Origin of the sequence: Streptomyces sp. NPDC002054, from assembly GCF_040296685.1 — a bacterium.
Classification (GTDB): domain Bacteria; phylum Actinomycetota; class Actinomycetes; order Streptomycetales; family Streptomycetaceae; genus Streptomyces.
On the sequence record NZ_JBEOXT010000031.1, the window covers coordinates 48,551 to 74,392 of the forward strand.

A 25,842-nucleotide genomic window follows, 5' to 3' on the forward strand; every position below is an offset into this window, starting at 1 on the left:
GCACCGCCCGGCGGCCCGTCTGCGGAGGATTCAACCAGGTCCGGCCAGCCGCGCGGGGCCTCTTCCACGGCCCCGCGCCCGGCCGGCCGCCGGGTCAGCGGGTCAGCGAGACCGGACGGTGCGAGGGTGCCGCGGGCGTCGGCGCGGGCTGCGCCGGATGGGCCGGATGGGCCGCCGGGCGCCAGCCGGCCACCAGGGACGGGCTGGGCTGCCGGGTGCGGACGACCGCATCGCTCACCGGTACGGCGCCGCCGGTCACCCCCGGACGGGCCGAGGGGGTGACGCTGGCCGCGCCGCCCTCGCCCCGGGCATTGGGCTCGACCCGGGTTTCCATGGGCAGCGTGCCACCGAGCGCGATGGCCGCCAGCGAGACCGCACCCGCGGCGACGAAGGCGAAGCGGCGCCGGGGGCGGCCCACCTCATGGATGGGGAAGCCCTGGCGCTGCTGCGATCCGGGCGGCGCGGTCGGCAGGACGAATCCGAACGTGTCCGCGCCGGGAGCACTCTGGACCCCCGGCATACTCGGCACTCCCGGCAGCCCCGTCATGCCTGGTGCGCCCGGTCCGCCGGGCAGGCCCGGCAGTCCCTGCAACCGGGCCAGCAGCCCGGCCGACGGGGGCGGCGGCGCGCTCTCCACGAACAAGGTCTTCAGGCGCCGCTGCGCATCCGCCTCGGCCTTACAACGGGGACAGGTCGCCAGGTGCGCGAGCACCCGCTCGCGCGCGTCATGGCTCAGCTCCCCGTCGACGAGGGCGGCGAGCCGGTCGCCGAGGTGCTGTTCCGCCGGTGACGGCGAGGGACTGGCTCCGCTCACTCGGTCCCGCCTCCTCCCCCGACTCCGCCGCCGACCCCCGCCAGCGCGCGCTGCTCCGCACGGGCCTCGGGAGACCGGTGCTTGAGGGCCTTGCGGAGGTGGGAACGGCCGCGGTGGATACGGCTGCGCACGGTGCCGAGCTTCACCCCGAGGGTGGCGGCGATCTCCTCGTACGACAGTCCTTCGATGTCGCAGAGCACCACGGCCGCGCGGAACTCGGGCGCGAGGGTGTCGAGCGCCTGCTGGACGTCCGCGTCGAAGTGGGTGTCGTGCAGCACCTGCTGCGGGGAGGGCTCACGGCTCGGCAGCCGCTCGGCGGCGTCGTCCGCGAGCGCGTCGAACCGGATCCGCTGCTTGCGGCGGACCATGTCCAGGAAGAGGTTGGTGGTGATGCGGTGCAGCCAGCCCTCGAAGGTGCCGGGCGTGTACGTGGACAGCGAGCGGAAGACCCGGACGAAGACCTCCTGGGTGAGGTCCTCGGCATCGTGCTGGTTGCCCGTCAGGCGGTACGCGAGACGGTAGACGCGGGCGCTGTGCGTGCTGACGATCTCCTCCCAGCTGGGAGGGGTCCACGCCTGTGAGCCCGCATCGGCGGCAAAGGTCGCGGTGGTTGCGGTGGCAGCGGTGTGGAAGCGGTCAGCATTGTCGGTCACGGATTTCGGCTCACCCGCCGACCAGAAGAGACGTCTCAGGACGCCTCCACGATCCACAGGCGCAGCCGCACCTCCCCTATCGGCTCTGGTGGAGTCCAGTGGAGCCCCTACCATAGCCACCCCCTCCGTCAGCTCCGGATAAGTGTTTTTGCCCGAACTTTGCACGGGCGGCGGGCGCCGGACGCCCTCACCCCTCCCAACGCCCGGTCCCATCTGCGGGTTCCCGCGGCCAACGGATACAGTCACCGTTGCGCCAACTAAGGGGACAGGAGAGGGTCATTACCGGCAACCGGCAGACGAGCCAGGCGTTCGCCGACGCGTTTGTCGCCGAGGACGACGCTCTGCGATGGGCCCGCGACCGGTCCAGGGAAGCGGGCCTGCGGGCCGTCTCCCCGGGCACCGGGGCCGCGCTGCGCCTGCTGGCCGCCACCGCGGACGCCAAGGCGGTCGCGGAGATCGGCACCGGTACCGGGGTCTCCGGCATCCACCTGCTGCACGGCATGCGCCCGGACGGGGTGCTGACCACCGTCGACCCCGAGCCCGACCGGCAGGCCTTCGCCCGCCAGGCCTTCCGGGCCGCCGGCTTCGCCGGCAACCGGGCCCGCTTCATCCCCGGCCGCGCCCTCGACGTACTGCCCCGGCTCGCCGACGGCGGGTACGACCTCGTCTTCTGCGACGGGGACCCCTGCGAGTCGCTGGACTACCTCGCTGAATCGTTGCGCCTGCTGCGGCCGGGCGGCCTGGTCTGCTTCGAAGGGGTCTTCGCGGACGGCCGTACGGTCGACTCCGGCGCCCAGGAGACCGAGGTGCTCCGGGTCCGCGAGCTGCTCCGCACGGTCCGCGAGAGCCCGGCCCTGGAGACCGCGCTGCTGCCGGTGGGCGACGGCCTGCTCTGCGCCGTCCGCCGCTGACCCCGGCCCCAGCCCCGGCGGGCGCAGCTGCATACAGCACTGCCCCGGTCGCACGGAGCGACCGGGGCAGTACCGAAATCTTTGCGGAGAAGTCCGAGCGTCGGCGTCAGCCGACGACCTTCTTCAGGGCGTCACCCAGGGCGTCGGCCTCGTCCGGGGTCAGCTCGACCACGAGCCGACCGCCGCCTTCGAGCGGTACGCGCATGACGATGCCCCGCCCCTCCTTGGTCACCTCGAGCGGGCCGTCGCCCGTCCGCGGCTTCATGGCCGCCATGCTCGTTCCCCTTCCTGAAACCAGCTCATCGTCAGCCGACGGCCCCATTCAGGCGCCTGAGACCCGGCATCGAACACATTGCTTCCCAGCCATTATCCCGCATGTCAGGACCCGATGACCAACATCAGCAGGGAACGCTTGGGCAACGCGCTCGACCAAAACCACTCATTTCGGGGATCCGCCTGCGATACTTCGCCTCCGTCGCCCGCGTCTTCGGCCCCCATTCTTTGACACACATCACATGACGACGCCTGCCGGGGCCCCGTCCGGTCCGCCATGCTGACCCGAGCAGACCCGCGACGAAGGGGGACCCCCGCCATGGCCGACAGCGTGCTCTACGAAGTGACCGACGGACTCGCGACGATCACGATCAACCGCCCGGACGCGATGAACGCGATGAACACCGAGGCGAAGGTGGCCCTGCGGGACGCGGTGCAGGCGGCCGGCGAGGACACCGCCGTCCGGGCGGTCCTGCTGACCGCGGCCGGCAACCGCGCCTTCTGCGTGGGCCAGGACCTCAAGGAACACATCGGCAACCTGGCCTCGGACCGCGAGACCGGCACCTCGCTGACCATGTCCACCGTCGCCGATCACTACAACCCGATCGTGCGGGCGATCACCGAGATGCCCAAGCCCGTGGTGGCGGGGGTGAACGGAGTCGCCGCGGGCGCCGGATTCGGTTTCGCCCTCGCCGCCGACTTCCGGGTGGTCGCCGACACCGCCTCCTTCAACACCTCCTTCGCCGGGGTGGCGCTGACCGCGGACTCCGGGGTCTCCTGGACCCTGCCCCGCCTGATCGGCGCCTCCCGCGCCTCCGATCTGCTGCTCTTCCCCCGCTCGCTGAAGGCCCAGGAGGCGTACGACCTGGGCATCGCGAACCGCGTGGTCCCGGCGGACGCGCTGGCCGCCGAGGCGGCGGCGGTGGCCCGCACCCTGGCGGACGGCCCCACGGTGGCCTACGCGGCGATCAAGGCCTCCCTGGCGTACGGGGCCTCGCACTCCCTCTCGGACACCCTGGAGAAGGAGGACGCCCTCCAGACCATGGCGGGCGCTTCCGAGGACCACGGCATCGCCGTGCAGGCCTTCCTCGCCAAGGAGCCCCCGCGCTACCTGGGCCGCTGAGGGCGCTGAGGGCGCTCGGCGCCCCCGCGGGAGGTGCAGGCGGCCAGGTGGTCGTTCACCAGGCCGCACGCCTGCATCAGGGCGTAGGCGGTGGTCGGGCCGACGAAGCGGATGCCGGCCTTCTTCAGCGCCTTCGCCAGGGCCGTGGACTCCGGGGTCACGGCCGGCACCTGGGTGGTGCTCACCGGGGCCGGGCCGGGCTCGGCCGGGGCGTGGGACCAGATCAGGGTGTCCAGCTCGCCCGGGGCCCAGCCGGCCAGCACCCGGGCGTTGGCCAGGCTCGCCTCGATCTTGGCGCGGTTGCGGATGATGCCGGTGTCGGCCAGCAGCCGCGCCACATCCGCGTCGCCGAACCCGGCGACCTCGGCGATCTCGAAGCCCGCGAAGGCGGTACGGAAGGCAGCCCGGCGGCGCAGGATCGTCAGCCAGGACAGCCCGGACTGGAAGGCCTCCAGGCACAGCCGCTCGTACAGTGCGTCGTCCCCGTGGACCGGCCGCCCCCACTCCTGGTCGTGGTAGGCGATGTAGTCCTCGGTGGCCAGCGCCCACGGGCAGCGCAGGGCCCCGTCCGGGCCGGCCAGCACGGGGCCGGCCGGACTCACTCCTCCCCCTTGAGCAGGCTCGGCGCACCGGGCGCCGGGGACCCGCCCTGAGCCGGGGGTTCCGACGGAGGGGCAGCCGGAGGGGCAGCCGGGGGGCCGGCCGGCGGCGCGGCCGGGGCCTGCGGCCGGAGCGCGGCCTCCAGCGCGGCGATCTGCTCGTCCCGGCCGGCGATTTCCGCGGCCAGCCGCGCCAGCGCCTCGTCCACCTCGGCCATCCGGTAGCCGCGCGGCGCGACCGGCAGCCGGAGCGCGTCCACGTCCGCGGGCATGACCGCCCGGTGCTCGGGCAGGCCGTCGGCCACCCGCTCCGGCTCCACGTCGGGAAGCACCGCCTCCTCGCCGCCCCCGACCACCGCGAGGGTGACCGCGGCGACGACCACGACCAACGCGATCAGCAAGAAGAAGAACACGACCACTCTCCAGAGACGGGACACCGACACTGCCTGGGCCCCGATCGTCGCACGGACCCGCGGCGGTTAAGGTCGCAGGCGGACCGTCGAAGGAGGAAACAGGGGATGCTGCGACTGGGCAGGCGTGAGTTCGGCACGCACGAGCCGGTGATCATGGCGATCGTGAACCGGACCCCGGACTCCTTCTACGACCAGGGCGCCACCTTCCGGGACGAGCCGGCCCTGGACCGGGTCGAGCAGGCGGTGGCCGAGGGCGCCGCGATCATCGACATCGGCGGGGTCAAGGCCGGTCCCGGCGAGCACGTGGACGCGGCCGAGGAGGCCCGCCGTACGGTCGGCTTCGTGGCGGAGGTGCGCCGCCGCCACCCCGACGTGGTGATCAGCGTGGACACCTGGCGGCACGAGGTCGGCGAGGCGGTCTGCGAGGCCGGGGCGGACCTGCTGAACGATGCGTGGGGCGGGGTCGACCCGAAGCTCGCGGAGGTCGCCGCCCGCTACGACGTGGGGCTGGTCTGTACGCACGCGGGCGGGGTCGAGCCGCGGACCCGGCCGCACCGGACCGAGTACGAGGACGTGATGGCGGACATCCTGCGGGTCACGGTGGGGCTGGCGGAGCGCGCGGCGGCCCTGGGCGTCCGCCGGGACGCGATCATGATCGACCCGGGCCACGACTTCGGGAAGAACACCCGCCACTCGCTGGAGGCCACCCGCCGCCTGGCGGAGATGACGGACACCGGCTGGCCGGTGCTGGTCTCGCTGTCCAACAAGGACTTCGTCGGCGAGACCCTGGACATGCCGGTCAAGGAACGGCTGCTGGGCACGCTCGCCACCACGGCCGTCTCGGCCTGGCTGGGCGCCCAGGTCTACCGCGTCCACGAGGTCGCGGAGACCCGGCAGATCCTGGAGATGGTCCGCTCGATCCAGGGCCTGCGTCCCCCGGCGGTGGCCCGCCGGGGGCTCGCCTGACGGCTACGTACCCACTACGTGCCGACTACTTCCCGACTTCCTTCGTCACCAGGGCGATGGCCTCGTCCACGTCGTCCGTCACGTGGAACAGGTGGAGGTCGTGCTCCGAGGCCTTGCCCTGGGCGATGACGGTGGACCGCAGCCAGTCGACCAGGCCGCTCCAGTAGGCCGTGCCGAACAGCACGATCGGGAAGCGGGTGATCTTCTGGGTCTGGACCAGGGTGAGCGCCTCGAAGAGCTCGTCCAGCGTGCCCAGGCCGCCGGGCAGCACCACGAAGCCCTGGCTGTACTTCACGAACATCGTCTTGCGGACGAAGAAGTACCGGAAGTTCAGGCCCAGATCGACGTGCTGGTTGAGCCCCTGCTCGAAGGGCAGCTCGATGCCGAGGCCGACGGAGACGCCGTTGGCCTCCCGGGCACCCTTGTTGGCCGCCTCCATGGCGCCCGGCCCGCCGCCCGTGATCACCGCGAACCCCGCGTCGACCAGGGCCCGTCCGATACGCACGCCCGCCTCGTACTCCGGCGAGTCCGCCGGGGTCCGGGCGGAACCGAACACGCTGATGGCCGGCGGCAGCTCCGCCAGCGTCCCGAAGCCCTCGATGAACTCCGACTGAATGCGCAGCACCCGCCAGGGATCGGTGTGCACCCACTCCGACGGTCCGGCCGAGTCCAGCAGCCGCTGGTCGGTCGTACTGCCCGCCTGTACCTGGCCACGCCTCCGCAGAACCGGCCCGAGCTGCTGCTCCTCCGGCTTGCGACGGCCGCTTACAGGATTGGCCATTGTGTGCTCCCTCCTGACGATCGTCCGGCCAGGGTAGGCGCACAAAGGTGACGGGAGGCGGAATTCAGGAGGTCAGCCAGGCGCGGAGTCGTTCTTCGCAATGCAGGATCGCCTTCGTTTCGACCCGTTCGTCGACCTTGTGGGCCAGCAGCGCGTCGCCCGGCCCGTAGTTGACCGCGGGGACGCCGAGGGAGCTGAAGCGGGATACGTCGGTCCAGCCGAACTTCGGCATCGCGCGGCCTCCGACCGCCTCCATGAAGGCCGCCGCCGCCGGGTGGGAGAGGCCGGGCAGAGCGCCGCCCGAGGAGTCGTCGACCGTGAACTCGGCGATGTCGCAGTCCGCGAACACCTCGCGGACGTGCGCCAGGGCCTCTTCCTGGCTGCGGTCGGGGGCGTAGCGGAAGTTAACGGTCACGGTGCAGGCGTCGGGGATGACGTTGTTCGCGACGCCGCCCTCGATACGGACCGCGTTCAGGCCCTCGTGGTACTCCAGGCCGTCGATCACCGGCTTGCGCGGTTCGTAGGCCGCGAGGGTGGCGAGGATCGGTGCGGCCGAGTGGATGGCGTTGGATCCCATCCAGCTGCGGGCGGAGTGGGCGCGTTCCCCGGCGGTGCGCAGCAGCACCCGCAGGGTGCCCTGGCAGCCGCCTTCCACCTCGGCGTTGGAGGGTTCCAGCAGGACGGCGAAGTCACCGGTGAGCCAGTCCGGGTGCGCCTCGGCGACCTTGCCGAGGCCGTTGAGGTCGGCGGCGACCTCTTCCTGGTCGTAGAAGACGAACGTCAGGTCGCGGTTGGGCTCGGGAACGGTGGCCGCGATGCGCAGTTGGACGGCGACCCCGGACTTCATGTCGGTGGTGCCGCAGCCCCAGAGCACGTCGTTCTCGTCCAGGCGGGAGGGCACGTTGTCGGCGATCGGGACGGTGTCGAGGTGGCCGGCGAGTACGACGCGCTCGGGCCGGCCGAGGTGCGTACGGGCCACGACGTTGTTGCCGTAGCGGTCCACGGTGAGATGCGGCAGCGCGCGCAGTGCTTCCTCGACGGCGTCGGCGAGGACCTTCTCGTCGCCGCTCACGGAAGGAATGTCCACCAGCCGCGCGGTCAGCTCGGCGGCGTCCAGGGTGAGGTCGAGCTCGGATTCGGTCATGAGGCACCCTAACTCTCCGGCCTCGGGGCGCGGGGAGAGCGTCCGGGGGGCGGACGCAGCATTCGGCTCAAGTACGGTGGGCCGCGTGCCCGAGACCGCTCAGTACAGCCCGCGACCTGGCCGTCGCCGCCCGTTCCGTTTGCTGGCGGCGCTGCTCGTACTGCTCGGGCTCGCCGGATATTTCCTGGTTCAGTACGACTCGACGGGTGGTGGAGCACCACGCTGCACGGTCCGGGCGGCCGAGGGATTGGCCGGAGGTGAGGGTTCCTCGTACTCGATGACCCCGGAGCAGGCGGGGTACGCGGCGACGATCGCGGCCGTGGGCACCGCCAAGCGGATGCCGGAGCGGGCCGTCACGATCGCGATGGCCACGGCCATGCAGGAGTCGGCGCTGCGCAACCTCGACCACGGGGACCGGGATTCGCTGGGCCTGTTCCAGCAGCGGCCCTCGATGGGCTGGGGCACCGCGGATCAGATCAGGGACCCGGTCTACTCGGCCGGGATCTTCTACGACCGGCTGGCCGAGGTGCCGGGATACTCGCGGATGCCGCTGACGGTCGCCGCGCAGAAGGTCCAGAAGAGCGGCTTCCCGCAGGCGTACGCCAAGCACGAGCCCGATGCGATCCTGCTGGCGGCGGCGCTGACCGGGCGTGCGCCCGGCGCCCTGACCTGCACCGGTCCGGTCCCGCAGGGTCCGGCCGACCGGGCGCGGCTCACCGCACGGCTGGACCGGGTGTTCGGCGGCGGCGCCAAGGCGGGCTCCACGGCCGAGGACGACCGCGCGGTGTCGGTGGCGTTGACCGCCGACGGCAAGGCGGGCGGCAAGACCGGCAGTACGGCGGGCGGCAAGGCCGGCACTGCGGCGGTCGGCAGGGCCGGAGCGGACGAGCGGCGCGGCTGGGAGGTGGCGCACTGGGCGGTGGCCCACGCCTCGGAGCTGGGCATCGAGCAGGTGTCGTACGCGGGCCGGACCTGGATCGCGGGCAAGAACAAGGGCGGCTGGAAGGACACCGGCGGCACCGGGAAGCCGGGGAATGCCGGTCCGCGCACCGCGGACTCCGGAACGGTCCGGATATTCCTCGCACGCTAGTGCAGGACATCCCCCGGGTGGGGAGCGGAATGCGGCAATGAAGCCGATAAAACGACCCATTACCAGTTCTTTACCCGGGAATTCCGCAACCTCCGGACCCCTTGGAGCGGTTGTTCACGGCGTACTCAGCAAGCAAACGCTAGGAGCACGCACCATGTCCCTCCCCATGACCCGCCGGATCGCCCGTGCCGCCCTGCTGATCGCGGCCGGGGCAGCCCCCGTGGTCGGCGCGGCCGGCGCGGCGAGCGCCGCGGGCCTCGAGGCGGTCCCGGACCTGGGTTCGGTCAGCGCGCTGGACAGCGCGACCGGCCTGGTCGGCGGTGCCACCCAGCAGACCGGCGAACTGCCGACGGACCAGCTGCCCACCAAGCAGCTGCTCGGCGGCGTACCCGTCGCCGACACGCTGCCCGCCACCGACAAGCTGCCCGAGCTGCCGTCCACCGACGCCCTGCCGGTGGCCAAGACGCTGCCCGCGCTCGGCGGCTGACGTCGGTCGGCAGGCAATACGCCCGAGGGGGCCCGGAGCTTCACGCTCCGGGCCCCCTCGGGCGTATTGCTCGGTGGTGCTCAGCCGAGGCGCTTGACCGCCGCCGCGACCCGCTCGTCGGTCGCGGTGAACGCGACCCGGACGAACTGCGCACCCGCCTCGCCGTAGAACTCGCCCGGCGCGACCAGGATGCCCAGCTCCGCGAGGTAGGCCACGGTGTCCCAGCAGGGCTCGTCCCGGGTCGCCCACAGGTACAGGCTGGCCTCGCTGTGCTCGATCCGGAAGCCGTGGGCCTCCAGCGCGGCCCGCAGGGCCGACCGACGCGCCGCGTAGCGCTCCCGCTGTTCCTGTACGTGGGCGTCGTCGCCCAGCGCGACGACGGTGGCCGCCTGCACCGGGGCCGGGGTCATCATCCCGCCGTGCTTGCGGATCTCCAGCAGCTCGCCGAGCACGGCCGGGTCGCCCGCCAGGAAGGCGGCGCGGTATCCGGCCAGATTGGACCGCTTGGAGAGCGAGTGGACCGCCACCAGGCCCTCGTACGAGCCGCCGCAGACGTCCTCGTGCAGCACGGAGACCGGCTCGGCCTCCCAGCCGAGCTCCAGGTAGCACTCGTCGCTGAAGACCAGGATGCCGTGCTCCCGGGCCCAGGCCACGATCCGGATCAGCTCCTCCTTGGCGAGGACCTTCCCGGTCGGGTTGGACGGGGAGTTGAGCCAGAGCAGCCTGATGCCCGCCGGGTCGAGCTCGGTGCCCGCGGGGTCACTCGCAAATGTCTCAGCGTCGTAGACGACCGCCTCCGCGCCGCAGAGCCGGGCCCCCACCTCGTACGTCGGGTAGGCCAGCCGCGGGTACGCGACCCGGTCCCCTGCCCCGAGGCCGAGCTGGGTCGGCAGCCAGGCCACCAGCTCCTTGGAGCCGACCACCGGCAGCACATTGCGGTGGCCCACCGCCCGCGCGCCCAGCCGGTGCTCCACCCAGCCGGCGATCGCGTCGCGCAGCTCGGGCGTGCCCCACACCGTCGGATAGCCGGGAGAGTCGGCCGCGGCGACCAGGGCCTGCTGGATCAGCTCGGGAACCGGGTCGACGGGGGTGCCCACCGACAGGTCGACGATGCCGTCCGGGTGGGCGGCGGCGGTCGTCTTGAACGGTTCCAGCCTGTCCCACGGGAACGCGGGCAGGCGGGACGAAACTGCGGCCACGGTGCGTGCTCTCTTTCTCGTACACGGTGGAAAACACCCCGGTCCGGTACGGCGGGCGCCGCCGTACCGGACCGGGGTGGGAGATCAGTGCGCCGGCGGGTTGATGCCCTCCGGCAGCGCTGCGATGAAGGGGTGGTCGCGCTCGATCAGGCCGAGCTTGGAGGCACCACCGGGCGAACCGAGCTCGTCGAAGAACTCGACGTTCGCCTTGTAGTAGTCCTTCCACTCCTCCGGGGTGTCATCCTCGTAGAAGATCGCCTCAACCGGGCAGACCGGCTCACAGGCACCACAGTCGACGCATTCGTCCGGGTGGATGTACAAGGACCGCTGGCCCTCGTAGATGCAGTCGACGGGGCACTCTTCGATGCATGCCTTGTCCTTGACGTCGACACAAGGCTCCGCGATGACGTAGGTCACGCTCTCGTTCCTCCTCGGTAGGGCTGTCCATATCGCGCGGGAGCGCGGCGTCGTCGATGCCCACACCTAGTATCGCCGTTCCCGGCCACGATCCGAACAAGAGGGGCTAGAGAGCTGTGGAAAACACCGCTGGTGCACTGATGGAGATTCGCATTACCCCGGCTGACGTGGGTAAACGGGTGTCCGTGCGCCGTACCGTCACGGCCCCCGAGGGCGGTGGGGGCTTCACCGATGTGGTGGGTGTTCTCGTATCGTGGACGGACGGTGTGCTGCTGATCACACGAAAGAGCGGTGAAACCGTCCGCATCGCGGAATCGTCCCTGGTCGCGGGCAAGGTGGTGCCTCCCGCACCGGCCCGCCGGCGGGGTCCCGCGGCCTCCTTCGAGGAGCTCGCCCGGGCCTGCGCCCGGGCCTGGCAGCCGCTGGAGAGCGAGCCGCTGGGCGACTGGACGCTGCGGGCCGCGGCCGGATTCACCCGGCGGGCCAATTCGGTGCTGCCACTGGGCGAGGCGGGGATACCGCTGGACGAAGCACTCGCGCGGGTGACGGCCTGGTACGCGGACCGGGGGCTCCCTGCGTACGTGCAGACGGCGACGGGGGCCGTCGGCACCCAGGAGGCGCTGTGCGCGCAGCTGACCGAGCGCGGCTGGACCCGGGAGGTGTCGGCGGAGATCCGGATCGCCTCGCTCGCACCGGTCGCGGACGTGGACGCGGATGTGTCAGGTGTGGCCCTCTCCCGGGACTTCGGGGACGACTGGCTGGCCCGGTACGGGCGGGTCGCGGACCCGGCCGTGGCCCGCGCTGTCCTGTCGGCAGGATCCTCGGTGTGGTTCGCGGAGGTGCCCGGGAAGGCGATCGGACGGTGTGTGGTGGACGGCCGGTGGGCCGGCTTCACCTCGGTGGAGGTCGCCCCGGAGCACCGGCGGCAGGGCCTGGCGACGGCGGTGATGGCGGCGCTGGCCCGGCAGGCGCTCGAGGAGGGCGCGTCGGCGGCCTGGCTCCAGGTGGAGGCGGACAACGGCGGGGCCCGCGGCCTGTACGACGGGCTGGGCTTCGCGACACACCACGCATACCACCATTTCCGGGCGGTGGGCTCGTGAGTGGCGGGTTCCGCGCGGAGTTCGCGGCGGAAGCGCGGTCGGAACGACCGGACTTGTCGCTGTTGTGCCTGTATCTGGCGGCAGAGGCTGATCCGTCCCTGGACGAACGGGCGGTGGACGAGGCGCAGATCGAACTCGACCGGCTGGCCGGACTGCTGCCGTACGGGCTGCGGACCCCCCGGCAGTGGGCGGCGGCGCTGACGGAACTGCTGGGCGGGCAGCTGGGCTTCCACGGCACCCCGGCGGACTACGGCCGGCTGTCCTCCTCCCTGCTGCACGAGGTGCTGCGGCGGCGGCGCGGGCTGCCGATCCTGTTGTCGGTGGTCTGGCTGGAGGTGGCCCGGCGGGCGGGCGCCCCGGTGTACGGGCTGGGCCTGCCGGGGCACTTCGTGGTCGGCTTCGGGGACCCGGAGGAGCGGGTGCACGTGGACCCCTTCGCGGGCGGCGCCGCGCTCGGCGCGGGGCCCGCGGGGGTGGCGGCCGAGGCGGGGCCGCTGGAGCCGGCCCGGACCCTGGACATCGTGCTGCGCATCCTGAACAACATCCGTGCCTGGGCCGCCGCCCGCCCGGAGCAGTCGGCGGTGGCCCTGTGGTCGCTGGACCTGTCGCTGCTGCTGCCCTCGCACCCGGCGTCGCTCCGGTACGAGCGGGCGCGGCTGCTGGTGAACCGGGGAGAGTTCACGGCGGGCGCGGCCGAGCTCGACGCGTACGCCGAGGTGGTCGCGGCGGTGGACGCGGACGCGGCGTCCCGGCTCCGCGCGGAGGCGCTCGCCGCGCGGGCCCTGCTGAACTGAGCGGGACCGCCACCGCGGACCCGCGTACGAGCGAGCCCCTGCCCGGAGATCCGGGCAGGGGCTCTGTCGGTCAGCTCGCGTTGGTCTCGATGACCCCGACCCGTTCGGCGGCGGTCTTGCCGCGCAGTGCCTTGCCGAGGGCGCCGGCCACGTCCTCCGGGGTGACGGCGGTCTTCTCGCCGTTGCCGCGCATGACCTGGACCCCGTCGAAGGTGTTCCCGTAGAGCTCCTTGAGCGCTGCGAGGTCGTACTTCTCGACCAGCTTCCCGTCCACCACCACCATGCTGAGGATCTTGGGAAGCGACCGGGACGGTCCGAACGGGATGGACTTGGCGCCTGCCTTGACCGTGACGTTTCCGGACATGGCGGGCTTGGCAAATTCGTTCATGGCCCGGTCGAGTTCGGCCTGGCCGACGGTCGGCGCCTTGTCCGTCACCGGGAGCTCGACGGGCACCGCCTTGCCGGTCTCCACCAGGGCGCGGTAGGCGTCGGTGACCTTGCCGAGGGAGGCTTCCACGTCCAGGCTGCTGCCGGCCTTGCCGGGGACCGGGGTGACCTTGTTCGGCTCGAACTTGATCGTCGCCTCGACGGCGCTGCCGGAGGTGCCGGCCAGCTCCTGGAGGGCGACCTGCAGCTTCTCCTCGTCGACCGGGATGACCGGGGTGGCCGGGCGCTCCTGGCCGAAGAGGGAGCCGATCACGGTGACCGGGTTGTAGTCGCTGCCGGCGGCGTTGCGCACGGTGGTCTGGCTGTCCAGGGACAGTCCGGCCTTCTCGGGCTTCAGCTCGACCTGCTTGCCGCCGACGGTGAGCTGCAGCGGGGCGTTGGCCCGGTTGCCGAAGGCGGTCTGGAGCTTGGCGACGGCCTCCTCGCGGGTGCCGCTGATGTCCACGCCGAGGACGGTGGTGCCCTTGGGTACGTCGGAGTGGTTGAGCAGCAGGCCCGCGCCGTAGGCGACGCCGAGCAGCACGACGATGCCGCCGCCGGCCAGGACCAGCTTGGAGCGGCCCTTCTTCTTGGCCGGGGCGGGCGCGGGCGCGGGCTTGGCGGCGGGGGCCGGCCGCGGCGTGGGCGTGGGGGTGGTGACCGGGACGGGCCGCGGCATCGGGGCGGCGGCCGGGTGGTCGATGCGCGGCAGGGCGCCGGTGGGCGCGCCGCCGTCGGCCTCCGGGCCGGGCCAGCGCGGGGCGAGCCCGGGGACGGGGATGTCCTCGTCGGCCCGGGGCGGGCCGCTGACCGGCATGGTGCCGAAGGAGGGGCCGCCGGTGGGGCCGGCCGGGGCGAAGCCGTGCGGGGCGGGCCCGCCCGTGGCGTAGCCGGCGCCGGCGCCGCCGTCCGGGCCGGCCGGGGCGAAGCCGCCGCCGCCGGGAGCGAAGCCCGCGCCGCCGGGGGTCTGGCCGGGGCCGGGGGGCATCGGGCCGTTGCCCGCGCCGCCGGGGAAGCCCTGGGGAGCCTGGCCTCCGGGAGCGCCGGGAGCACCGGGACCGCCGGGGCGGGGGCCGTTGCCGGGCCGGGGGCCCGCGCCGGGGCCGCCGGCACCGACACCGGGGCCACCCGGGCGGCCGGAACCGTACGCAGCAGCCGGCGCGGACGCCTGGGCCTGAGCCGGGGCGGAGGCCTGCGGCTGACGGGTCGGGAGACCGGGCCGGGCCGGACCGGGACCCGGCCCCGGAGCGGGGGCGGGCGGCGCGGCGGGCGCAGGAGCCGGAGCCGGGGCCGGCGCCGCGGCGGCCGGCTTGCGCGGGGCGAACCAGTTGCTGGCCTCCGGCTCGGCCGGGGCAGGCGCCGGGGCCGGGGCGGGCGCCGGCGCGGCCTCGGCCGGCTCGACCGGATCTCCGGCCTCCACTTCGGCCACGGGCTTGCGTACGACCACCGGCGGAATCGGCCGGGAGCCCGGAATGTTGATCCGGATCCGGGTCGTCAGCGTGGTCTCGGTCTTCGGCCCGTCGGAGTCGGCGGAGTCGCCGGCGGGCGTGGACGGCTTGGAAGTCACAGTGTTCCCCTCCGGGGCGTTCGCCGGGTGCTGGCGTGATCCGTACGGCGGCGTACCCGACGGGTAGGCGGCTCCACCGGACCCATGGGGCCCGGAGGACGAACTGTCAGTTTCACGGCTCAAGGCAGGTTCTCCCGGTTGGCTCCGCCGCCCGTCATACCGTGCGCGGGCAGCTCGGCGGCCCGTCCACCATACTGGCCGCCGCCGGGCCGCACCTGACCGGCGGACTCGGCAGGGTTCTCCACCGGGTTGCGGAAGGGGCGCACCGGGGCACTTCACACCCCCCGGCGCACATCACGGGACTGCCCCGAACGGCACGTCACTTGCCGGGCCGGGCGGCCGAAACCGACCCCTCCACCGGTCCGTGCATCGTGGCACAGATCACAGCGGCAACCGCCCCACCCAAAAGGTAGGCATACATACCGATTCCGGCCGAGCTGAGTAGGAAGTCGCCTTCCGGGCGCGGCATGCTGAACACCACGTAGGTGAGGAACCAGCCGGCGGATGCCGCGCCGACGCCGATGGCCCCGCCGAGGGCCAGCCGGCCCGCCAGGAAGACCCCGAACACGGCCAGCAGGGCGAGCAGCAGCCCGCCCGGGAACCACAGGTCGACCACGAGCCAGCCGGCCGCGCCGGTGACCGCGCCGGCCACCACGAGGCCCAGCAGGGCGGCGATCCGGCCGGGGGTGTAGGTGCCGGTCATCGCGCCGCCGCCCCTTCGACCCCGGCGAACAGGTCGCGTTCGCGCTCGCCGGCCGGAGCTCCGGAGCGCCCCTGGACCAACTCGTAGTACTCCCGGGTCAAGAGCGGCTGCGCCAGGTCGTTGGAGAGGGCGAAGAACGGGCCGTCCACGGCGATCTGGGTGGCGTGGGCGCGCATCGCCGCCGCCTTGGCCGCCTCGTACGCACCATCGCGGTCGTCGGTGATCTCGGCGGTGATCCGGGCGTCCTCGACCACCCCGGGCACGTCGTCGGGGGTGGCGATCCCGGGGAACGGCGATGTCGTGCCGGCGGCGCGGAGCTTGGCGAAGCCCTCCTCGACCACCGAGCGCGGGACCCGGTTCCAGTAGATCTTCCCGATTGGGTGCGGCGCGCCGAGCTCGGGCCGGAATTCCGGCTCCGCGGCCAGTTTGGCGGCGCGCATGGCCACCCGGTGGGCCTGGATGTGGTCGGGGTGGCCGTATCCCCCGTTCGGGTCATACGTCACCAGCACCTGCGGGCGGATCCGCCGGATCACCTCCACGAGGTGTCCGGCGGCCTCGTCGAGGTCGGCGGACCAGAAGGCGCCCGGGCGGTGGTTCTGCTCCACGCCCATCATCCCGGAGTCGCGGTAGCGGCCGGGCCCGCCGAGGAAGCCGTGGTCGGCCACCCCCAGCTCGGTCATCGCCGCGGCGAGCTCACCCACCCGGTGGCGGCCCAGCGTGTCCTCCTGACCGGCCGCCAAATGGGCGAGCTCGGGCGGAATGACCTCGCCCTCCTCGCCGAGCGTGCAGGTCACCAGTGCCACATGGGCACCCTCGGCCGCGTACTTGGCCATGGTGACGCCGTTGTTGATCGACTCGTCGTCCGGGTGTGCGTGCACGAGGAGCAGACGACGGGCAGGAAGACCGTTCATAGGGCCAGCCTAGGCGGAAGGCCTCACAACTTCAGTCCGCTGATCATGCCGGCCACGTTGGTGGTGAGCTGGTCCAGGGTCGGAGCCATCGAGGAGCTCGCGAGATAGAAGCCGAGCAGGGTGCAGACCACCGCGTGTCCCGGCTTGAGTCCCGACTTGCGGACCAGCAGGAAGACGACGACTGCCAGCAGCACCACGGCCGAGATCGAGAGTGCCACGGCGGTTCACCTCCACGTCGGACGGACACAGGTAAGTGCACACGACGGAGTCATACCCACCGTGCGCTACGGATCATAACTATCCGTCCCAGCGCATCGATCGAATTCCGGCAGCACGAGGGGCGCATGCCGCGCATGCGGCGGAGCACGGGAGCACCGGCCGGGGTGGGCTCGCGCCCGCCCCGGCCGGTTTACGGCACCCGCACGGACCGTACAGGGCCAGCGTCCCCGGGGCACGTATCGTCGCCGAAACTGTCAAGTTGCCTCCGTGTTAACGAAGTTCAGGCTTCTCCGCCGCGAAGTGGCAGGCCGAGGGGTGGGCGGCCGGGCCGGTGGTGTGGCGGAAGGCCTCGGGGACGGCCAGCAGCGGGACCTCGGCCGCGCAGCGGGGCTGCGCCTTCCAGCAGCGGGTGCGGAAGCGGCAGCCGGACGGCGGATTGGCCGGGGAGGGGACGTCCCCGGTGAGGATGATCCTCCCCCGGCGGGCGCGGGCCTCCGGGTCGGGGACCGGCACGGCCGAGAGCAGGGCCTGGGTGTAGGGGTGGGTGGGGTGCTCGTAGATCTCGGTGTCGGTGCCGAGCTCGACGATCCGCCCGAGGTACATCACCCCGACCCGGTCGGAGATGTGACGGACGATCGAGAGGTCGTGCGCAATGAACACGTAGGAGAGCCTGAACTCGGACTGCAGGCGTTCCAGCAGGTTGATCACCTGCGCCTGGACGGAGACGTCGAGGGCGGAGACCGGCTCGTCCGCGACGATGATCTCGGGCCGGAGGGCGAGGCCCCGGGCGATGCCGATGCGCTGCCGCTGGCCGCCGGAGAACTGGTGCGGATAGCGGTTGATGTACTCCGGGTTGAGGCCGACCACGTCGAGGAGTTCCTGCACCTTCCGGCGCCGGTCCCCCTTCGGGGCCACCTCGGGGTGGATCTCGTACGGCTCGCCGATGATGTCGCCGACCGTCATCCGGGGGTTCAGCGAGGTGTACGGGTCCTGGAAGACCATCTGGATGTTCCGGCGGACGGCGCGCAGGGCCTTTCCCGACAGCCGGGTGATGTCCTCGCCCTTGTACGCGATCGAGCCCGCGGTCGGGCGTTCCAGGTGGACCAGCATCCTGGCGACGGTGGACTTGCCGCAGCCGGATTCGCCGACGATGCCCAGGGTTTCGCCGGCGCCGAGGGCGAAGTCGACCCCGTCGACCGCCTTGACCGCGCCGACCTGCTTCTTGATGAGTACGCCCTGGGTGAGCGGGTAGTGCTTGACCAGGCCGCGGACCTCCAGGATGGCTTCGGTCTCAGGCATGGAGGCACTCCTTCCAGAAGTGGCAGGCGCTCGATCGGGGCACGGGGGATTCGGTGACCGGGTACAGCGGCGGGATGTCCGTCCGGCAGATGTCCTGGGCCATCGGGCAGCGCGGGTTGAAGGCGCAGCCGGGCGGGATGGCCAGCAGGTTGGGCGGCAGTCCCTTGATCGCGTAGAGCTCCTGGCCCTTCTGGTCCAGGCGCGGGATGGAGTCGAGCAGGCCTCTTGTGTAGGGGTGCGCGGGTGCTTTGTAGAGCCGGTGGACGGGGGCTTCCTCGACGATCCGGCCGGCGTACATGACGGCGATCTTGTCGGCCACGTCGGCGACCACCCCGAGGTCGTGGGTGATCAGGATCAGGCCCATCCGGAGTTCGCGCTGGAGCTCGGCGAGCAGGTCCATGACCTGGGCCTGGACGGTGACGTCGAGGGCGGTGGTCGGCTCGTCGGCGATGATCAGCGAGGGTTCCAGGGCCAGCGCCATCGCGATCATGATGCGCTGGCGCATGCCGCCGGAGAACTGGTGGGGATAGTCGCCGACGCGCTCTTTCGCGGCCGGGATCCTGACCCGGTCCATCAGTTCCACGGCCCTGAGCTTGGCGTCCTTGCGGGACATGCCGCGGTGGACCTCGAACATCTCGCCGAGTTGTTTGCCCACGGAGAGCACCGGGTTGAGGGAGGACAGCGCGTCCTGGAAGATCATCGCCATCTCGGCCCCGCGGATCTTCCGGCGCTCCTCCTCCTTCAGTTTCAGCAGGTCCTGGCCCTTGAAGAGGATTTCGCCGCCGGTGATCCGGCCGGGCGGGGTGTCCAGGATGCCCATCACGGCCTGTGCGGTGACCGACTTGCCGGAGCCGGATTCGCCGAGCACGGCCAGGGTCTCGCCGGCGTCCACCGCGTAGTCGACCCCGTTGACGGCCTTGGCGACCCCGTCCCGCGTCGTGAATTCCACCTGGAGGTCGCGGACTTCGAGCAGCATGTGCGGAGCTCCTCAGCGCAGCTTGGGGTCGAGGGCGTCGCGCACCGCGTCGCCGAGCATGATGAACGCCAGCACGGTCACACTGAGCGCTCCGGCGGGCCAGAGCAGCATGTGCGGGGCGTTGCGGATCTGCGGGGCGGCGTTGGAGATGTCGATGCCCCAGGAGACGGTGGGCGGGCGCAGGCCCACGCCGAGGAAGGACAGGGTGGCTTCCAGGGCGATGTACGTGCCGAGGGCGATGGTGGCGACGACGATGACCGGGGCGACGGCGTTGGGGGCCACGTGGCGCAGCAGCATCCGGCCGTTGCCGGCGCCGAGGGCGCGGGCGGCCTGGACGTAGTCGTTCTGTTTGGCGGTGATGACGGATCCGCGGGCGATGCGGGCGACCTGCGGCCAGCCGAGCAGCACGATGAAGCCGACCACCGGCCAGACGGTGGTGCTGGTGACCACGGACAGGAAGACGAGGCCGCCGAGGACCACGGGGATGCCGAAGAAGATGTCGGCGACCCGGGAGAGCAGGGCGTCGCTCCAGCTGCCGAAGAAGCCGGCCAGCCCGCCGAGCAGGGAGCCGAGCAGGGCGGCGCCGACGGTGGCGCAGATGCCCACGGTGATGGAGGCGCGGGCGCCGTAGACGGTGCGGGTGTAGACGTCGCAGCCCTGGGTGTCGTAGCCGAAGGGGTGTCCGGGGGCGGGGCCCTGCTGTGACTTGGACAGGTCGCACTGGAGGGGGTCGCCGGAGGCGATGGCCTGCGGCCAGATGGAGATGAAGACCAGGAACAGGATCAGCAGGGCGGAGATGACGAAGACCGGGTTCCGGCGGAGCTGGTGCCAGGCGTCGGACCAGAGCGAGCGGGCCTTGTCCTGCGGACGGCCGACCCGGCCGGCGGCGGTGCGGAGCCGGCCGGCCCGTCTCGCCGCCCCTGGGGTCTTCTCCAGGCTCTCGGCCTCGTCCAGGGCGAGGTCCATGGGGCCGCCCGCGCCGGTGGGTGCCACGGCCTCGCGGGGGCGGGGGCCCACCGGGTCGTAGCCGTGGCCTTCGGGGTGCTCGGGCTCAGGCATACCGGATCCTCGGGTCCAGGACCGCGTAGAGCAGGTCGACGAGCAGGTTGGCCAGCAGGAAGACGATGACGAGGATGGTCACGAAGCCGACGACGGTGGGGGCGTTGTTGCGGAGGATGCCCTGGTAGAGCTGGTAGCCGACGCCGTGGATGTTGAAGATGCGCTCGGTGACGATGGCTCCGCCCATCAGGGCGCCGATGTCGGTGCCGATGAAGGTGACCACCGGGATCAGCGAGTTCCGGAGCAGGTGCCTGGTGACGACGCGGTGGCGCGGCAGTCCCTTGGCGACGGCGGTGCGGACGTAGTCGGCCTTGGTGTTCTCGGCGATGGAGGTGCGGGAGAGCCGGGTGACGTAGGCGAGGGAGACCAGGGCGAGGACGATGCCGGGCAGGATCAGCTCGTTCAGGGGGGCGTCCGCGGAGACGGTGGGCCTGACCCAGCCCCATTTGACGCCGAGGAGGTACTGGAGCAGGTAGCCGGTGACAAAGGTGGGGACCGAGATCACCACGAGGGTGAGGACCAGCACGCTGGTGTCGACGGTCTTGCCCCGGCGGAGTCCGCTGACCACGCCGAGGGTGATCCCGACGACGATCTCGAAGAAGATCGCGACGCAGGTCAGGCGGAGGGTGACGGGGAAGGCGGAGGCCATCAGCTCGGTGACCGACTGCCCGTTGAAGGCGGTGCCGAAGTCGCCCTGGAAGATCTGCCCCATGTAGTGGAGGTACTGCTTCCACAGGGGCTGGTCGAGGTAGAGCTCCTTGCGGATGCGCGCCGCGGTGGCCGGGTCGGGGGCCTTGTCGCCGAAGAGCGCCGCCACCGGGTCGCCCAGCGCGTACACCATGAAGAAGATCAGGAACGTGCTGCCGATGAACACCGGGATCATCTGGAGCAGCCGCCGGATCACATAACGTCCCATGGAATGCTCCGGGGTGTTCGGGGGCGGCGGGAGGAGCGGGGGGGAGCCCGGGCTCAGTTGACCTTGATCCGGTCGTAGACGGGGACGCTGAACTGGTTCAGCTCGACGTCGGAGAGCCGCTCCGCGTAGCCGGCGCTGCCGTTCTGGTACCAGAGCGGGATCGAGGGCATCTGGGCGGCGAGGATCTTCTCGGAGTCCTGGAAGGTGCCGATGGCCCGGGCGGTGTCGGAGTCCCGGTTGGCCTCGTCGACCAGCTGGTCGAACTCCGGATTGGAGAATTTCCCGTAGTTGGAGGAGGCGCCCGTGTAGTACAGCGGCTCCAGGAAGTTCTGGATCAGCGGGTAGTCGCCCTGCCAGCCGGAGCGGAACGGGCCGGTCAGCTTGAAGGAGGTCGTCTGGTTGCGGAAGTCCGCGAAGGTCCCGATCGGGTTGACCGTACAGACCGGGCCCCTGCCGAGCGCGTTGTTGATGCTGTTGCAGACGGCGTCCATCCAGGTGCGGTGCGAACCGGTGTCCACGTTCGAGGTGAGGGTCATCTTCCCGCCGGGCAGGCCGCCGCCCGCCTCGATGAGCTGCTTGGCGGCGGCGGGGTCGTAGGTGCACAGCTCCCCGCACATGTCCTTGAAGCCGCCCTTCTCGCCGAGGGCGGAGGAGGTCCAGTCCTTGGCGGGGCTGCGGGTGTTCTGGAAGATCTGCTTGGTGATCTCAGGGCGGTTGATGGCGCGGGAGATGCCCTGGCGGACCTTCTCCATGCCGGGCTTGTTCCATCCGGGGTCGTACAGCGGGAAGGTGAGGGTCTGGATGATGAGGGCGGGCTGGTTGATGTACCGGTCGCCGAGGTCGTTCTTGACGTTCTTCAGCTGCTGCGCCGGCACGTCGTCCACCAGGTCGAGGTTGCCGGAGATCAGATCGGTGTAGGCGGTGTTGTTGTCGGTGTAGACCTTGAGGTCCACGCCGCTGTTCTGCGCCTTGTCCGGCCCGGGGTACCCGTCCCAGGCGCGCAGCTGCATGCCGGTGCCCTTGGTGTACGACTCCACCGTGTACGGGCCGTTGCCGACGGGCTTGTCGAGCCAGCCGGTGTGATCGGTGAAGAAGGACTTCGGCAGCGGGGAGAAGGCCTGGTAGCCGAGGGTCTCGGGCCAGGTGGAGAACTTCTCCTTGAGGGCGACGGTGAAGGTCTTGGGGTCCTTGACCACCAGTCCGGACATGGTGGTGGTCTTGGGGTCGCCGGAGGCCGGGTGCAGGTCGTCGTAGCCGACGATGTCGGCGAAGAAGGGCGCGTTGTTCTGCTTGTTGCGGACGTCCGCCGCGTAGTTCCAGGCGTCCACGAAGGACTGGGCGGTGACGGGCTCTCCGTTGCTGAACGTCCAGCCGTCCTTGAGGGTGACGGTGAAGTTCTGGCTGTCGGTGGTCTCGATCTTCTCGGCGACCATGTCCTGGGCCTCGCCGGTCTTGGGGTCGTACCGCTTCAGACCCCGGAAGAGCATGTCGAGCACCTTGCCACCCTGCACCTCGTTGGTGTTGGCGGGCTCCAGGGGGTTCTGCGGGTCGCCCCAGGAGGAACTGACGATTCCGGCGCCGGCTCCACTGTCGCTGCCGCCGCAGGCCGTCGCCGCGAGGGCGACGGCCACCGCACCTGCGGCCCACTTGGCGTGGGTGGCTCCGCGCATCGAGTGCCTCCTTGGCTCACGCATCCCAATGGGAGCCAATGTCACCCCATGGCGGCGGCCGTGCACTCCAGGTGCGCCCGATTGCACCCGCGCGCCTGGCCGCTGTCACTCCTGGGGGTGCAGGGCCAGCTCCCAGGTGTTCACGGCGAAGTGCATCCGCATGCCGTGTGCCTCGTAGAGGGCGAGGGCGCCGGTGGCGTTCAGGGTGTCCACCCCGAGGCCCAGCGTGTCCCGGCCGCGGCCGGCGTAGACGGCGAAGCCGTGGCGCAGCAGGTGTCCGCCGATGCCCCGGCCGCGGAAGTCCTTGCGTACTCCGATGTGGCTGAGCCAGCCCATGCTGGTCCGGTCGTCCCGGGTGAGGACGACGGCGACATCGCCCTCGCCGGGCAGCGAGGCGATCCACACCAGGGACCAGTCGAGGTTGCGGAAGGAGTAGTGGTCCAGCCAGACCTCGTAGTCGCGCTCCACATGGCCGAAGTGCTCGGCGAAGGAGCTCTCGATCAGCGCGTGCGCCCGGCGCCGGTCGGCCTCGTCGGTGCCGCAGTGGCGCAGGGTCAGCCCGGCGGGGAGCTCGGGCGGCAGGTCGGCGGCCGGGTCGAGGTCGCGGACCATCACCTGGTAGCGGCGTACGGTCTGCCAGCCGTGGCCGGCCAGCAGGCCGGTGTCCAGGGTGGGCTGCACATTGAGCTGGAGCCGGAGCGAGCCGGGGGTCCCGCCCGCCATGGCGTGGGCGCGGGCCTCCATCAACTCCAGCAGGCGCAGGCCGGCGGCCTGGTGGTCGGGCAGCACATAGTGGTCGCACTCGATCCGGCCGGGCTCTCCGGCCGGCCAGACCAGGCCATAGGCGACCAGCCGGCCGCCGTCGTGGGCGAGCCAGGAGTCGGTGGCAAGGTCCACGTCGGGATGGTTGAGGTCGGCCTCGACCTCGTGCAGGTCGGTCTCCGGGCGGCCGATCTCGATGGTGTCGATGGCGTTGAGCAGGGCACAGATATCCCCCGCATCGCCGGGCCCCGCGGGCCGAACAGTCAGCATCCGTCCACTCTGGCGGGCGCCCGAGGCCGGGGACAACCCAATAAACGTCGACGGGCCCCGCATCACAGATGCGGGGCCCGTCGACGATGTCACCTACGCCTCGTCGCCCTCCAGGGCGGTGAGTGCCGGGTCGAGGACGATGTCCTCGCCGCGCTTCTCGGTGGTCGGGTCCTCCGGGAAGTGGCAGGCCGTCAGGTGGCCCGCCTTGCTGGTGGCGAGCTGCACCAGCGGCGGCTCCTGGGAGGCACAGATGTCCTGCGCCTTCCAGCAGCGGGTGCGGAAGCGGCAGCCGGACGGCGGCATGATCGGCGAGGGAACGTCGCCGGAGAGCCGGATCCGCTCCTTCTTGTCCAGATCCACGTCCGCCTCGGGCACCGCGGAGAGCAGTGCGTGCGTGTACGGGTGCCGCGGCCGGTTGTACAGCGAGTCGCGGTCGGCGATCTCCATGATCTTGCCGAGGTACATGACCGCGACGCGCTCGGAGAAGTGCCGGACGATCGACAGGTCGTGCGCGATGAACACGAACGCGATGCCGAGCTCCCGCTGGAGCTTCTGGAGCAGGTTGATGACCTGCGCCTGGATGGAGACGTCGAGGGCCGAGACGGGCTCGTCCGCGATGATCAGCTTCGGCTCCAGGGCGAGCGCGCGGGCGACGCCGATGCGCTGGCGCTGGCCGCCCGAGAACTCGTGCGGGAAGCGGTTGTAGTGCTCCGGGTTGAGGCCCACAATCTCCAGGAGCTCGCGGACCCGCTTCTCCCGGCCGCCGGGCGGGTTGATCCCGTTGATCTCCATCGGGCTGGAGATGATGGTGCCGACCGTCTGCCTCGGGTTCAGGGAAGCGTACGGGTCCTGGAAGATCATCTGGATTTCGGACCGCACCGGCGCCAGCTGCTTGCGCGAGGCGTGGGTGATGTCCTGGCCCTTGTACGTGATCTTGCCGCCGGTGGGCTCCATCAGGCGGGTCAGCAGCCGGCCGGTGGTCGACTTGCCGCAGCCGGACTCGCCGACGAGGCCGAGGCTCTCGCCGGGGGCGATGTCGAAGGACAGGCCGTCGACGGCCTGGACCGCGCCGACCTTCCGCTTGATCGGGAAACCGCCCATGATCGGGAAGTGCTTGGTCAGCCCTTCCACGGTCATCAACGGCTCGGCGGCCGGGTCGCGCTGCGCCGGAACGGTGTCCTCGGCAGCCTTGGTGGTGGTGTTGTCGCTCATGGTCTCAGCCTCAGTCGCCGGTCCGTCAGCCCAGCCGGGGCTGGATGGTCTGGAAGAAAGCCTGCTGCTTCTGCTCTGCGGTCAGGTGGCAGGCAGCCGCCCGTCCGTCGGCGAGCAGCGGACGCTCGGAGGTGCACCGGCTGTCGGACACCAGGTCCACGTGGGCACACCGGGCGCTGAAGGCGCAGCCGGGCGGCGGGTTGAGCAGGCTGGGCGGCGAACCCGGGATCGGGGTCAGCGGCTCGTTGACATCGGAGGTCAGGCTCGGCATCGAGCGGAGCAGACCGACGGTGTACGGGTGCGAGGGGTCCTTGAGCACCTCGCGGACGGTGCCGCGCTCCACGGCCCGGCCCGCGTACATCACCAGGAGGTCGTCGGCCATGTTGGCCACGACACCCAGGTCATGGGTGATCATGATGATCGCGGAACCGAACTCCTGCTGCAGGTCCTTGAGCAGGTCGAGGATCTGCGCCTGGACGGTCACGTCGAGCGCCGTGGTGGGCTCGTCCGCGATCAGCAGCTCCGGGTTGCAGACCAGCGACATGGCGATCATGGCGCGCTGGCGCATACCGCCGGAGAACTGGTGCGGGTAGTCGTCCACCCGGCGCTTGGGGTCGGGGATGCCGACCTTGCCGAGCATCTCGATGGCCCGGTTCCGGGCCTCCTTCTTGCTCGCGCCGGTGTGCTTGCGGAACGGCTCGGAGATCTGCCGGCCCACCGTGTAGTACGGCGAGAGCGCGGTGAGCGCGTCCTGGAAGATCATCGCCATCTTGTCGCCGCGGAGCTTCTCCAGCTCCTTGTCGCGCATGTCGGTGATTTCCTGGCCATCGAGCCGGATGGAGCCGGTGATGTTGGTCGTCTTCGGGTTGTGCAGACCCAGGACGGTCAGGTTGGTCACGGACTTGCCGGAGCCGGACTCGCCGACGATGCCGAGCGTCTGGCCGCGCTTCAGGTCGAACGACAGCCCGTCGACCGCCTTGACGATGCCGTCCTCGGTGGAGAACTGGACTCGCAGGTCGCGCACCGAAAGGAAGGCGTCGGACTCGGTCGGAGCCGGGACGTCCTCGGTCTTGGTGAGTGTGGTCACG

The 25,842-nt window shown here is 71.5% G+C and carries 28 protein-coding genes; 7 read left to right on the forward strand and 21 right to left on the reverse strand.

The genetic code is table 11. From position 1 onward, the window contains the following. Nucleotides 1-94: 94 nt before the first annotated feature. A complete protein-coding gene (locus ABT123_RS26215) occupies nucleotides 95-814 on the reverse strand; it encodes a zf-HC2 domain-containing protein (RefSeq protein ID WP_351318961.1) in 720 nt (239 codons plus the stop codon). Beyond that, nucleotides 811-1,581: an RNA polymerase sigma factor SigE gene (gene sigE / locus ABT123_RS26220; RefSeq protein ID WP_150209573.1), complete on the reverse strand. Its 771-nt coding sequence runs from the start codon at nucleotides 1,579-1,581 to the stop codon at nucleotides 811-813. The genes ABT123_RS26215 and sigE overlap by 4 nt, the downstream gene beginning before the upstream one ends. Before the next feature lie 134 nt (nucleotides 1,582-1,715). On the opposite strand from sigE, the gene ABT123_RS26225 reads away from it, so the two are divergent. Further along, nucleotides 1,716-2,378 (forward strand): O-methyltransferase, encoded by a 663-nt coding sequence (locus ABT123_RS26225; RefSeq protein WP_351318963.1) that lies wholly within the window; start codon nucleotides 1,716-1,718, stop codon nucleotides 2,376-2,378. 106 nt (nucleotides 2,379-2,484) lie between these two features. Here the strand turns inward: ABT123_RS26225 and ABT123_RS26230 are convergent, their stop codons facing one another. Further along, entirely contained in the window at nucleotides 2,485-2,652 is a 168-nt protein-coding gene (locus tag ABT123_RS26230) for a DUF3117 domain-containing protein (protein ID WP_003966491.1), read from the reverse strand. A gap of 318 nt (nucleotides 2,653-2,970) precedes the next feature. On the opposite strand from ABT123_RS26230, the gene chcB reads away from it, so the two are divergent. Then, complete coding sequence (chcB, locus tag ABT123_RS26235; protein ID WP_351318965.1) at nucleotides 2,971-3,774, forward strand: 2-cyclohexenylcarbonyl CoA isomerase; 804 nt, start codon at nucleotides 2,971-2,973, stop codon at nucleotides 3,772-3,774. Here the strand turns inward: chcB and ABT123_RS26240 are convergent. Both ABT123_RS26240 and ABT123_RS26245 read right to left on the reverse strand, forming a co-directional pair. After that, on the reverse strand, nucleotides 3,759-4,376 hold the full coding sequence (locus tag ABT123_RS26240) for a DNA-3-methyladenine glycosylase I (protein WP_351318967.1): 618 nt from the start codon (nucleotides 4,374-4,376) through the stop codon (nucleotides 3,759-3,761). The two genes, chcB and ABT123_RS26240, sit on opposite strands and share 16 nt — an antisense overlap. Further along, the gene (locus ABT123_RS26245; protein ID WP_502971053.1) at nucleotides 4,373-4,786 is read right to left on the reverse strand and encodes a DivIVA domain-containing protein; all 414 of its coding nucleotides are present in this window, start codon (nucleotides 4,784-4,786) and stop codon (nucleotides 4,373-4,375) included. The genes ABT123_RS26240 and ABT123_RS26245 overlap by 4 nt, the downstream gene beginning before the upstream one ends. Before the next feature lie 105 nt (nucleotides 4,787-4,891). On the opposite strand from ABT123_RS26245, the gene folP reads away from it, so the two are divergent. Then, nucleotides 4,892-5,752 (forward strand): dihydropteroate synthase, encoded by an 861-nt coding sequence (gene folP / locus ABT123_RS26250; RefSeq protein ID WP_351318969.1) that lies wholly within the window; start codon nucleotides 4,892-4,894, stop codon nucleotides 5,750-5,752. A 25-nt stretch (nucleotides 5,753-5,777) separates the two neighbouring features. Here folP and ABT123_RS26255 read toward each other — a convergent pair whose 3' ends face one another. Both ABT123_RS26255 and dapE read right to left on the reverse strand, forming a co-directional pair. Then, on the reverse strand, nucleotides 5,778-6,533 hold the full coding sequence (locus tag ABT123_RS26255; protein ID WP_351318971.1) for an LOG family protein: 756 nt from the start codon (nucleotides 6,531-6,533) through the stop codon (nucleotides 5,778-5,780). Nucleotides 6,534-6,597: 64 nt separating this feature from the next. Next, nucleotides 6,598-7,677 (reverse strand): succinyl-diaminopimelate desuccinylase, encoded by a 1,080-nt coding sequence (gene dapE, locus ABT123_RS26260; protein ID WP_351318973.1) that lies wholly within the window; start codon nucleotides 7,675-7,677, stop codon nucleotides 6,598-6,600. A gap of 85 nt (nucleotides 7,678-7,762) precedes the next feature. Between dapE and ABT123_RS26265 the strand changes: the two genes are divergently transcribed. Next, a complete protein-coding gene (locus ABT123_RS26265) occupies nucleotides 7,763-8,767 on the forward strand; it encodes a VldE C-terminal domain-containing protein (RefSeq protein ID WP_351318975.1) in 1,005 nt (334 codons plus the stop codon). A 154-nt stretch (nucleotides 8,768-8,921) separates the two neighbouring features. Beyond that, on the forward strand, nucleotides 8,922-9,254 hold the full coding sequence (locus ABT123_RS26270; protein ID WP_351318977.1) for an ATP-binding protein: 333 nt from the start codon (nucleotides 8,922-8,924) through the stop codon (nucleotides 9,252-9,254). Nucleotides 9,255-9,334: 80 nt separating this feature from the next. Here ABT123_RS26270 and dapC read toward each other — a convergent pair whose 3' ends face one another. Both dapC and fdxA read right to left on the reverse strand, forming a co-directional pair. Continuing rightward, entirely contained in the window at nucleotides 9,335-10,453 is a 1,119-nt protein-coding gene (gene dapC, locus ABT123_RS26275; RefSeq protein ID WP_351318979.1) for a succinyldiaminopimelate transaminase, read from the reverse strand. An 84-nt stretch (nucleotides 10,454-10,537) separates the two neighbouring features. Then, on the reverse strand, nucleotides 10,538-10,870 hold the full coding sequence (gene fdxA, locus ABT123_RS26280) for a ferredoxin (RefSeq protein ID WP_150209564.1): 333 nt from the start codon (nucleotides 10,868-10,870) through the stop codon (nucleotides 10,538-10,540). Between the two features lie 116 nt (nucleotides 10,871-10,986). On the opposite strand from fdxA, the gene ABT123_RS26285 reads away from it, so the two are divergent. Both ABT123_RS26285 and ABT123_RS26290 read left to right on the forward strand, forming a co-directional pair. Then, nucleotides 10,987-11,970 (forward strand): GNAT family N-acetyltransferase, encoded by a 984-nt coding sequence (locus ABT123_RS26285; RefSeq protein ID WP_351318981.1) that lies wholly within the window; start codon nucleotides 10,987-10,989, stop codon nucleotides 11,968-11,970. Continuing rightward, nucleotides 11,940-12,764: a transglutaminase family protein gene (locus ABT123_RS26290; protein ID WP_502971058.1), complete on the forward strand. Its 825-nt coding sequence runs from the start codon at nucleotides 11,940-11,942 to the stop codon at nucleotides 12,762-12,764. Before ABT123_RS26285 ends, ABT123_RS26290 begins: the two co-directional genes overlap by 31 nt. A gap of 70 nt (nucleotides 12,765-12,834) precedes the next feature. On the opposite strand, the gene ABT123_RS26295 is transcribed toward ABT123_RS26290, so the two are convergent. The 12 genes from ABT123_RS26295 to ABT123_RS26350 form a co-directional block, all read right to left on the reverse strand. Beyond that, on the reverse strand, nucleotides 12,835-14,880 hold the full coding sequence (locus ABT123_RS26295) for a peptidoglycan binding domain-containing protein (RefSeq protein WP_502971054.1): 2,046 nt from the start codon (nucleotides 14,878-14,880) through the stop codon (nucleotides 12,835-12,837). Nucleotides 14,881-15,076: 196 nt separating this feature from the next. Then, complete coding sequence (locus ABT123_RS26300) at nucleotides 15,077-15,460, reverse strand: DUF6113 family protein (RefSeq protein ID WP_351318987.1); 384 nt, start codon at nucleotides 15,458-15,460, stop codon at nucleotides 15,077-15,079. Next, nucleotides 15,457-16,371, reverse strand: coding sequence for an N-acetyl-1-D-myo-inositol-2-amino-2-deoxy-alpha-D-glucopyranoside deacetylase (gene mshB, locus ABT123_RS26305; RefSeq protein WP_351318989.1), 915 nt, complete (start codon nucleotides 16,369-16,371; stop codon nucleotides 15,457-15,459). The genes ABT123_RS26300 and mshB overlap by 4 nt, the downstream gene beginning before the upstream one ends. Before the next feature lie 23 nt (nucleotides 16,372-16,394). Next, nucleotides 16,395-16,589 carry a hypothetical protein gene (locus tag ABT123_RS26310; RefSeq protein WP_150209559.1) on the reverse strand — a complete coding sequence of 65 codons (195 nt, stop codon included), beginning with the start codon at nucleotides 16,587-16,589 and terminating at the stop codon, nucleotides 16,395-16,397. A gap of 271 nt (nucleotides 16,590-16,860) precedes the next feature. Beyond that, nucleotides 16,861-17,889 carry an ABC transporter ATP-binding protein gene (locus tag ABT123_RS26315; RefSeq protein WP_351318991.1) on the reverse strand — a complete coding sequence of 343 codons (1,029 nt, stop codon included), beginning with the start codon at nucleotides 17,887-17,889 and terminating at the stop codon, nucleotides 16,861-16,863. Next, entirely contained in the window at nucleotides 17,882-18,865 is a 984-nt protein-coding gene (locus ABT123_RS26320; RefSeq protein WP_351318993.1) for an ABC transporter ATP-binding protein, read from the reverse strand. Before ABT123_RS26320 ends, ABT123_RS26315 begins: the two co-directional genes overlap by 8 nt. A 12-nt stretch (nucleotides 18,866-18,877) precedes the next feature. After that, entirely contained in the window at nucleotides 18,878-19,924 is a 1,047-nt protein-coding gene (locus ABT123_RS26325; RefSeq protein WP_351318995.1) for an ABC transporter permease, read from the reverse strand. After that, nucleotides 19,917-20,840, reverse strand: a complete 924-nt coding sequence (locus ABT123_RS26330) for an ABC transporter permease (RefSeq protein ID WP_351318997.1) — start codon at nucleotides 20,838-20,840, stop codon at nucleotides 19,917-19,919. The genes ABT123_RS26325 and ABT123_RS26330 overlap by 8 nt, the downstream gene beginning before the upstream one ends. 53 nt (nucleotides 20,841-20,893) lie before the next feature. Beyond that, complete coding sequence (locus ABT123_RS26335; protein WP_351318999.1) at nucleotides 20,894-22,510, reverse strand: peptide ABC transporter substrate-binding protein; 1,617 nt, start codon at nucleotides 22,508-22,510, stop codon at nucleotides 20,894-20,896. A 105-nt stretch (nucleotides 22,511-22,615) separates the two neighbouring features. Further along, nucleotides 22,616-23,542, reverse strand: a complete 927-nt coding sequence (locus ABT123_RS26340; RefSeq protein ID WP_351319001.1) for a GNAT family N-acetyltransferase — start codon at nucleotides 23,540-23,542, stop codon at nucleotides 22,616-22,618. Nucleotides 23,543-23,635: 93 nt separating this feature from the next. Next, a complete protein-coding gene (locus ABT123_RS26345) occupies nucleotides 23,636-24,754 on the reverse strand; it encodes an ABC transporter ATP-binding protein (protein ID WP_351319003.1) in 1,119 nt (372 codons plus the stop codon). A gap of 25 nt (nucleotides 24,755-24,779) precedes the next feature. After that, complete coding sequence (locus ABT123_RS26350) at nucleotides 24,780-25,841, reverse strand: ABC transporter ATP-binding protein (protein WP_351319005.1); 1,062 nt, start codon at nucleotides 25,839-25,841, stop codon at nucleotides 24,780-24,782. Nucleotide 25,842: the final 1 nt, after the last annotated feature.

Bases quoted from the DNA above. Each gene is read 5' to 3' on its own strand.
- sigE (WP_150209573.1), bottom strand. From the start codon at position 1,581: ATGGTAGGGGCTCCACTGGACTCCACCAGAGCCGATAGGGGAGGTGCG.
- ABT123_RS26230 (WP_003966491.1), bottom strand. From the start codon at position 2,652: ATGGCGGCCATGAAGCCGCGGACGGGCGACGGCCCGCTCGAGGTGACC.
- chcB (WP_351318965.1), top strand. From the start codon at position 2,971: ATGGCCGACAGCGTGCTCTACGAAGTGACCGACGGACTCGCGACGATC.
- folP (WP_351318969.1), top strand. From the start codon at position 4,892: ATGCTGCGACTGGGCAGGCGTGAGTTCGGCACGCACGAGCCGGTGATC.
- ABT123_RS26255 (WP_351318971.1), bottom strand. From the start codon at position 6,533: ATGGCCAATCCTGTAAGCGGCCGTCGCAAGCCGGAGGAGCAGCAGCTC.
- dapE (WP_351318973.1), bottom strand. From the start codon at position 7,677: ATGACCGAATCCGAGCTCGACCTCACCCTGGACGCCGCCGAGCTGACC.
- ABT123_RS26270 (WP_351318977.1), top strand. From the start codon at position 8,922: ATGTCCCTCCCCATGACCCGCCGGATCGCCCGTGCCGCCCTGCTGATC.
- ABT123_RS26300 (WP_351318987.1), bottom strand. From the start codon at position 15,460: ATGACCGGCACCTACACCCCCGGCCGGATCGCCGCCCTGCTGGGCCTC.
- mshB (WP_351318989.1), bottom strand. From the start codon at position 16,371: ATGAACGGTCTTCCTGCCCGTCGTCTGCTCCTCGTGCACGCACACCCG.
- ABT123_RS26315 (WP_351318991.1), bottom strand. From the start codon at position 17,889: ATGCCTGAGACCGAAGCCATCCTGGAGGTCCGCGGCCTGGTCAAGCAC.
- ABT123_RS26320 (WP_351318993.1), bottom strand. From the start codon at position 18,865: ATGCTGCTCGAAGTCCGCGACCTCCAGGTGGAATTCACGACGCGGGAC.
- ABT123_RS26325 (WP_351318995.1), bottom strand. From the start codon at position 19,924: ATGCCTGAGCCCGAGCACCCCGAAGGCCACGGCTACGACCCGGTGGGC.
- ABT123_RS26330 (WP_351318997.1), bottom strand. From the start codon at position 20,840: ATGGGACGTTATGTGATCCGGCGGCTGCTCCAGATGATCCCGGTGTTC.
- ABT123_RS26335 (WP_351318999.1), bottom strand. From the start codon at position 22,510: ATGCGCGGAGCCACCCACGCCAAGTGGGCCGCAGGTGCGGTGGCCGTC.
- ABT123_RS26340 (WP_351319001.1), bottom strand. From the start codon at position 23,542: ATGCTGACTGTTCGGCCCGCGGGGCCCGGCGATGCGGGGGATATCTGT.
- ABT123_RS26345 (WP_351319003.1), bottom strand. From the start codon at position 24,754: ATGAGCGACAACACCACCACCAAGGCTGCCGAGGACACCGTTCCGGCG.